Here is a 2,686-nt window from a genome sequence, read left to right as displayed (position 1 = left end):
GGATCGCTCCGGTGCGGGCGGCGTCGTCGGCGCGTGAGGGCGTGCGCGCCGTGTTCGAGGCGGTGGCGGCGGAACTGGAACGGCAGGGCTATGTGCGCGGCTGCCCGCTCAACAATCTGGCGCACGAACTGTCGCTCGCCGACGCCGATTTCCGAACGGCCCTTGCGGGGATTTTTGCCGGCTGGCGACGGGCGATCGCCGACAAAGCGCGGGCCGATCAGCAAGCCGGCGGGGAGGACGGCACCGATCCCGACCGCTTCGCGGTACTTGCGGTAGCGGTTTATTCCGGCGCCATGTCGATGGCCAAGACCGCGCAGGATGCGGGTGTGCTGCGGGAATGTTTGAAGGGGTTGGAAGGCCTCCAGCCATCGCTAGGCCGACTGACAGGGAAGCGACGCCGTAGGATGTTGCTGCGATAGACGATTCAGGAACGTTAGCGGGACAGCACCCCCCTCTGGCCTGCCGGCCATCTCCCCCGCAAGGGGGAGATTGGCAGCTTGGCCGGCGGCACTTTTCCTGCAGCGTTGGCGATTGGCGAAAGCGTCGAAAACAGCTGATCTCCCCCCTTGCGGGGGAGATGGCCGGCAGGACAGAGGGGGGTGTGAAGGATCGCCTTCGCTTGAGACCTAAAGAAAGCCGGCACTACTCCTTCAGCGGCTTGATCGTCTCGAACCCCACCCCGCTTTGCGCGCTTGTGCCCTCGTCATAGCGCCGCGCCAGCACCGCCTGAAGGTCCGGCGAATAGAGCGCGGTGAATGTGTCGATTACCGCGCCGGTATCGCCGGTAAGCGTCTCGCTCACCGCCAGGACGTTGTATTTGCAGTCACCGAGCTTGTAGGTCTCCTTGCCCCTGACGGCCAAAGCCAGCGTTTCGGTGCCCTTGGGTGCCTTCTTCGCCGACAGCCGCACGAACTCCGTCTTGCTCCTGGCGCCGGCCTTCAGCGGAAACAGTTTCTTGATGTCGCCGAGCGGGATCATCGACAATCGGCCCGTTTCGCTGTCGCGGAAGACCTCGATCAGCCCGGCATAGAGATATTGCGTCTGCGGCGATTGCGACTGGTAGTTGTTGGCGACAGCGACCATGCCGCCCGGCGCCGGCCGGAACTCGCTGCGGATGCCGGACTTCTCCAGCACGAAGCCGGCCTTGGCGGACTTGGCGTCGACGCAGTCGGCAGCCTCGGCGGTGCCGGCGAGGGTCAGCATGGCGAGCGCCATACCGGTCGTCATGGGTTTCATGCCGTCCTCCAGGATGCGTTCTGGAAGGAATGACAGACCCTCGCCGCGCTGTCGACCCAAGCGCCCTTCACGATTCAACCAAGGCTTGAAAAGTCCATGGACCGCCGATCTGGACGATGGGGCGCTGAAAATGTTCAATCGAGCGATGATGGATCGCCTGTCCTCGGCATTCTTGTCCCGCCGCGATTTCCTGGGCCTGGCGGCTGGCCTTGCCGCGACTTGCGCCCTGCCGCGCTCGGCCTTCGCCCAGACCGGCCGGCGCATCCAGCCGATCGACGCAACCTTCCTGTTCATCGCCGACATCCATGCCTGCCGCATGGCGAGCGGGCTCAGCCCGCATTGCGCGCAGGAGGGCAAGACCGACGCCGCACTTCTGCGCAACGTCGCGGCGCTGAATGCGATCGCCGACAAGAAATGGCCGGTCGAGATCGGCGGTGTCGCAACCGGCCTGCATTCGGCCGGCACACGCATCGGCACGCCGCTCGGCCTCGTCACCGGCGGCGACATCACCGACGATGGCGGCGGCCAGGTCACCGAGCCCAGCGAAGGCACGCAACTCCTGCAGTTCAGCCAGCGCTACCAGCAAGGCATCGGGCCGGACCGCGTCCACATTCCGGTCTATGTCGGCCTCGGCAATCACGACCTCGACCAGAACGGCTCGCCGCCGCATGTCGACTGGTACCGGCGCGAGTTGCGCGACTATGTCGAGGTCAACCATCGCCCCGGCGTGTTCTTCAAGCCGCCGGTGCCGGCAACCGAGTACGACGTCGACACCGACTGCTATTCCTGGGACTGGGGCGGCCTGCATCTCGTCCAGACGCATCGTTTCGCCGGCGACACCGGCCATGGCGCGATGAGCAGCCTGCCGTGGCTGAAGCAGGATCTGGCGACCTATGCCGGCGACGGCCGCCCGGTGATCCTGTTCCAGCATTATGGCTGGGACACTTTTTCGACGGAGCGCTGGGATCCGGCAAAACGCATTTACGACGACGGCGGCACAGGCGGCCCGCACTGGTGGGGCGAGGCCGACCGCCAGGCGCTGGTGGCCGCGCTGAAGGGCTACAATGTCATCGCCGTCTTCCACGGCCATCAGCACGAAGTGCCGATGATCTACCAGCGCGACGGGCTCGACCTCGTCAAGCCGAAGGCGGCCTATATGGGCGGTTTCGCGCTGGCGCGGGTGACTGACGACAATATGGATGTGCTCCTGGGCGAGGCGGCCGGCGACCATGGCGAGGTCGTCTTCACCAACGCCTTTGCGAAGACGTTTGAGACGTGACCGCGGGCCTGCCAATCACATCGCTTTTTTGAGCATGGCTTTCATGTCGCCACAGGCCTTCTGCACCTGGCCCGCAGACTTGTCCGCCATGCCCCTGATTTGCATCACACGGTTTCCGGTGGCCTTGCCTATCGTTAGCCGGACCGAACCTTTGACCTGCTTGGCCAAGCC

4 protein-coding genes are annotated in these 2,686 nt (G+C 65.2%); 2 read left to right on the top strand and 2 right to left on the bottom strand.

The genetic code is table 11. The features are described from left to right. Positions 1–419, top strand: a 419-nt coding sequence (locus tag EOA38_RS32955) for a TetR family transcriptional regulator C-terminal domain-containing protein (protein ID WP_189435081.1), incomplete at its 5' end; no start/stop codon positions are given. Positions 420–642: 223 nt separating this feature from the next. On the opposite strand, the gene EOA38_RS32945 is transcribed toward EOA38_RS32955, so the two are convergent. Continuing rightward, positions 643–1,236 (bottom strand): hypothetical protein, encoded by a 594-nt coding sequence (locus EOA38_RS32945; protein WP_127301198.1) that lies wholly within the window; start codon positions 1,234–1,236, stop codon positions 643–645. 145 nt (positions 1,237–1,381) lie between these two features. Between EOA38_RS32945 and EOA38_RS32940 the strand changes: the two genes are divergently transcribed. Continuing rightward, a complete protein-coding gene (locus EOA38_RS32940) occupies positions 1,382–2,515 on the top strand; it encodes a metallophosphoesterase (protein ID WP_189350713.1) in 1,134 nt (377 codons plus the stop codon). Between the two features lie 15 nt (positions 2,516–2,530). Here the strand turns inward: EOA38_RS32940 and EOA38_RS32935 are convergent. After that, the coding region (locus EOA38_RS32935) for a CsbD family protein (protein ID WP_145966184.1) at positions 2,531–2,686 on the bottom strand (156 nt) is incomplete at its 5' end.

This window comes from Mesorhizobium sp. M1E.F.Ca.ET.041.01.1.1, assembly GCF_003997355.1.
Lineage (GTDB): Bacteria > Pseudomonadota > Alphaproteobacteria > Rhizobiales > Rhizobiaceae > Mesorhizobium.
This window is presented reverse-complemented; position numbering and strand designations above follow the sequence as displayed.

Excerpts from the sequence above, each read along its gene's own strand:
- EOA38_RS32945 (WP_127301198.1), bottom strand. The coding sequence starts at position 1,236 with ATGAAACCCATGACGACCGGTATGGCGCTCGCCATGCTGACCCTCGCC.
- EOA38_RS32940 (WP_189350713.1), top strand. The coding sequence starts at position 1,382 with ATGATGGATCGCCTGTCCTCGGCATTCTTGTCCCGCCGCGATTTCCTG.